4 protein-coding genes are annotated in these 4,430 nt (G+C 65.5%); 1 reads left to right on the top strand and 3 read right to left on the bottom strand.

Translation table 11 applies throughout. The features are described 5' to 3' along the window. Positions 1–205 (bottom strand): 2,3-bisphosphoglycerate-independent phosphoglycerate mutase (locus MJD61_04405; GenBank protein MCG8554518.1); only part of this gene is annotated, 205 nt, incomplete at its 3' end. Between the two features lie 135 nt (positions 206–340). Between MJD61_04405 and MJD61_04410 the strand changes: the two genes are divergently transcribed. Further along, positions 341–1,873, top strand: a complete 1,533-nt coding sequence (locus MJD61_04410) for an acetyl-CoA carboxylase biotin carboxylase subunit (protein MCG8554519.1) — start codon at positions 341–343, stop codon at positions 1,871–1,873. 2 nt (positions 1,874–1,875) lie between these two features. On the opposite strand, the gene MJD61_04415 is transcribed toward MJD61_04410, so the two are convergent. Together MJD61_04415 and MJD61_04420 are read right to left on the bottom strand one after the other, a co-directional pair. Further along, the gene (locus MJD61_04415; protein ID MCG8554520.1) at positions 1,876–2,250 is read right to left on the bottom strand and encodes a hypothetical protein; all 375 of its coding nucleotides are present in this window, start codon (positions 2,248–2,250) and stop codon (positions 1,876–1,878) included. Positions 2,251–2,480: 230 nt separating this feature from the next. Continuing rightward, a complete protein-coding gene (locus MJD61_04420; protein ID MCG8554521.1) occupies positions 2,481–4,427 on the bottom strand; it encodes a S9 family peptidase in 1,947 nt (648 codons plus the stop codon). Positions 4,428–4,430 lie beyond the last annotated feature (3 nt).

The following is a 4,430-nucleotide window of genomic DNA, read 5'->3' on the forward strand; positions in this document are numbered from 1 at the left end:
CCTGGTCGAAGACCCGACCTGCTCCCATGGCGTTGTGGCCGACCTCGCTGTTGCCCATGTCCGCGTCCGAGGGCATGCCCACGGAGCGTCCGTGCGCGGCCAGGCGACAGGCGAGCGTATGCTCCGCAAGGAAGTCGAGGTTAGGAGTGCGTGCCAGCCAGACGGCATCGGATTCATCGTGGGCGCCGCAACCCACGCCGTCCATGACGCACACCAGCACGGGACCCGGCGAGCCGATCAGGTTCGGGTGCTTCTTCAGGCTCCAGTCGGTCACCGATCCTGCCTACCCCGGGGGCATCGGGAAGGCAAACTGATTGGCCGTTCGAGCAGCGCAAGCCCATTGGCTTTCCGGCGCGTCTCGGGCACCATCCCGGCCGTGTTCCGAAAGATCTTGGTCGCCAATCGAGGCGAAATTGCCGTCCGAATCATCCGCACACTGCGGGAAATGGGGATCGGCTCGGTTGCCGTCTACAGCGACGCGGACCGAACGGCGCTGCACGTGCGTCACGCAGACGAGGCCGTGAACATCGGTCCCGCTCCCAGCCGCGACAGCTACCTCGACATCGATCGTGTGCTCGACGCCTGCCGCCGCACAGCCGCTGAGGCGGTGCACCCCGGGTATGGCTTCCTGAGTGAAAACGGGGACTTTGCCGAGGCCTGCGCTTCTGCGAAGATCACGTTCATAGGGCCGGGGCCTGCGGCCATGCGTGCGATGGGCAATAAGACGACCGCCAGACAGACCGTGCAGCGCGCAGGCGTGGCCGTGGTGCCGGGGTCGTGCGCGGGGTCGGACGCGGAGCTGGCTCGGGCCGCGCACGAGATCGGTTGGCCCGTGCTGCTCAAGGCCGCGGCGGGCGGCGGAGGCAAAGGCATGCGTCTGGTGCAGACGGCCGAGGGCTTCGCGGACGCCCTGCAGCGCGCCCGCAGTGAGGCGAAAAACGCCTTTGGCGACGACACGCTGTACCTCGAGCGCGCGCTCACACGCCCCAGGCACGTGGAAGTTCAAGTGCTGTGCGACAGCCAGGGAACCCGGCTGCATCTCTTCGAACGGGATTGCTCCATCCAGCGGCGACACCAAAAGGTCATCGAGGAGTCGCCCAGTCCCGCAGTCGATGCCGAGCTGGTGGCGAAGATGGGTGAAGTGGCGCTGCGCGTTGCCCGAGCGGTCGACTACGTTTCGGCCGGTACGGTCGAGTTCTTGCTGGATACAGACGGAAGTTTCTACTTCCTGGAGATGAACACGCGGCTGCAGGTGGAGCACCCTGTCACCGAGCTTCGTCTCGGGGTCGATCTCGTGCGCGAGCAGGTGCGCGTAGCGGCCGGGCAGCCGCTTGGGCTGCGGCAGGAACAGCTTGAGCCCCGCGGACACGCCATCGAATGCCGAATCTGTGCCGAAGACCCGACCCTGGATTTCCTTCCGAGCCCGGGCACGATCCACAGCCTGCAGACGCCTGGGGGCCCGGGCGTCCGAGACGACAGCGGCGCCTACGCTGGTGCGACCATCACGAGCCACTACGATCCCCTGGTCTCGAAGCTCTGCGTATGCGCGCCCGATCGACCGCAGGCGGTGGCCCGCATGAGCAGGGCCCTGGCTGAGTACGTGCTGAGCGGCATTCAGACCAACCTCGGGTTCCACCAGCGGGTCATGCGCCAGCCCGATTTCGTCGCTGGACGCTACGACACGGGGTTCATCGAGCAACACGCCGACGAGCTGCTGCGGGCGGACGATCTCCGCGCCATGTCGGATGCGCTGGCGGTGGGCGCTGCTGTGGCTGTGGCCGAGCGGCACGCGCCGGGCCGCAGCCAAGGCCGGGGCTCGAGCTCCATATCAGCCTGGAGACGCAGCGGACGCCACCCATGGGGTAGCGTCTAGCACTAGTCTTCGTTGGCTTCTGGAGGCTCGCTCATCGCGGTGGGAAACGGTGCAGGCTCCGCCTCGGAATCGCTTGCGTCGTCGCGCTCGGTATGCCGAGCAAACTGAGCCCGAGATCCTGTCTCGACGAAGGGCCCACCGGCGTCTTCGTCTACGTCGGCGTTCAGGGCGTCCTGCACGACGTATCCGCCCGAAGTCGCGGCCACAAGAACCTGTTGTGCAAGAAGCTCCGCCAAGTCGTCCGAGACACCCGCGTCATCGGAGGCGGCGGCTGGGCCATCGCGCGGATCCGCAAGAAAGGCGCCGGCTACACGTTCGCGACGCTGCTCCGCTTTGCGTGCAACGAGTTGTTTGAACCTTCGGGTGGACGGTTGCATGAGCCGCTTCCTCAGGAGGCTCCGCTCCTTAGCAGACAAAGATGACAATGCTAAGTCCACAAGCGTGGAGCTAAATCCACAGGCGCCGGACCAAGTCCCCAAAGCGTGGGGCTGGATCCATAAGCGTGGGCACGCAAACGGCCGCGCGTTTCCCTGGAGTATAGCACGCACGCGCCAGTACCCAAGACCAACCTGCCTCAGGCAAGCTGTTGAAGCAGACGTTGCCGGCGTTACGGGTGCGTGGCTGGGGCCTGGGCGGGCGGCTGCCTTGCGAGCAAGTCGACCAGCGCCGGCAGGCCGGGCACACCGTGCGAACCGGACGGTACCTGCATGGTAGTGCCCGTGAACTCCTCCAGTTGTGCCGGGCCGTACACGCCACCCAGATGGGCCGACAGGAAAGCCTCCATCGCTGCAAAGAACGACAGGCGGTTCGGCTTGCGCTTGAAACCGTGGCCTTCGTCCGGGTAGAGCACGTAGGTTACCGGGATGCCGCGGGAACGCATCGCCTGCACGATCTGATCCGCCTCCGCCTGTTTCACGCGCGGGTCGTTGGCGCCCTGGCCGATCAGCAACGGCTTGACGATCTTGTGGACGCGGGACAGGGGCGAGCGCTGCTCCAGGAACTTCTTGCCTTCGGCCGTGGTCCAATCGCCGACACGTCTCTTGAACAGATCCTGCACCGGCTTCCAGTAGGGAGGGATGGCCTCGAGCAAGGTTTGGAGGCTCGATGGGCCCACGATGTCGACGCCGCAGGCGAAGCGCTCCGGCGTAGACGTAAGCCCCACCAGGGTGGCGTAGCCGCCGTAGCTGCCGCCCACGATGCAGACCTTGTCTTTGTCCGTGATGCCTTCGGCCACGGCCCAGTCGATGCTGTCGATCAGGTCGTCGTGCATCTTGCCAGCCCACTCGCCGTCGCCCGCATTCGTGAAGGCCTTGCCGAACCCGGTGGAGCCGCGGTAGTTCACGGACAGCACGGCGTAGCCGCGGTTGGCCAGCAGCTGGTGCAATCCATCGTAGCCCCAGCGATCGCGCGCCCACGGCCCGCCGTGTACGAGCAGTACGGTGGGCATGGCTTGGGCTGGCTTTCCATCACCATCCGGATCGGCGCTCGCGGGCAGCGACAGGTAGTTGACGAGCTCAAGGCCGTCGCGCGACTTGATGACCCGGGGATGCATCCTGGCCAACTGGAGTTTCTCGAGGGCCGTGCGGTGCGTGAAAAGGAACCGGGGCTTTTTCGTGCGGCGGTCGTAGAGGTAGTACCTAACCGGCCCGGCGTCCTCGACATAGGCGACGATCCAGCGCTTGTTGTCGAGCGTGGCGCTGACGACGTTCACTTCGCCGCGTGAGACGTTCGACAGGCGCTTGAAGTCGCGCTCGACGGCGCGATCGAGAAACCTCCACTCGCGACGCGCGTGGTTGAACGACACGGCCAGGACCCTGTGCGAGGTAGGGTGCATGTGCAGCCTCTCACCGTCCGCCTTGGCATGCTCGGCGATCAGCTTGAACTTGCCCGTCTTCAAATTCACCCGGGTCAGCGCCGAGGTGTTGCGCTCACGGCTATCCCACATGTAGACGTGCTTGCCGCGCCGGTCGAAGGCGATAGGACCCGTGCCAAGCTCATCGCCGAAGGGCACCTTCTGGAACAGCTCCCAGCCGTCCATGGGGCTGGGGGACGAGGCCGGCTCCTTCTTGCCCCTGGCGGCCTTGACCTTGGCCGCACTGCGGCGCTGGGCCTTCTTGCGCATGATCCGAATGCCGCCGTCGGGCGTCATGCTCATGGCGAGGCGTACCCTGTAGTCGGCATCTACCAACCACTGCATGAAGCCCGGGTTTTCCTCGAGCAGCTTGCGCTCGCCCGTGACGAGGTTGACCAGGTACAGGTCGTGCAGCTGCTTGCTGCGTTGGTTGACCCCGATCACGACCTCCTTGGGTCGCCTGTAGCTGACGCCGACGACGCGCGCCTGCACCTTGGGAAACGGAGTCAAGTCGACCTTCTTGCCGCTCTTGAGGTTGACGCTGAAGACGTGGAAATTCTCGTCACCGCCGGCATCCTGCAGGTAGAGAATGTGCTTGTTGGTGTGGGCCCAGAAGTACTGCGTCACCGGCCGCTTCTTGTCGCTCGTGACCGGCCTGGCCTTGGACAGGTCGCTGCTGGGCGCCACGTACACATTGAGCACATC

Source organism: Pseudomonadota bacterium (genome assembly GCA_022361155.1).
GTDB lineage: Bacteria > Myxococcota_A > Polyangia > Polyangiales > JAKSBK01 > JAKSBK01.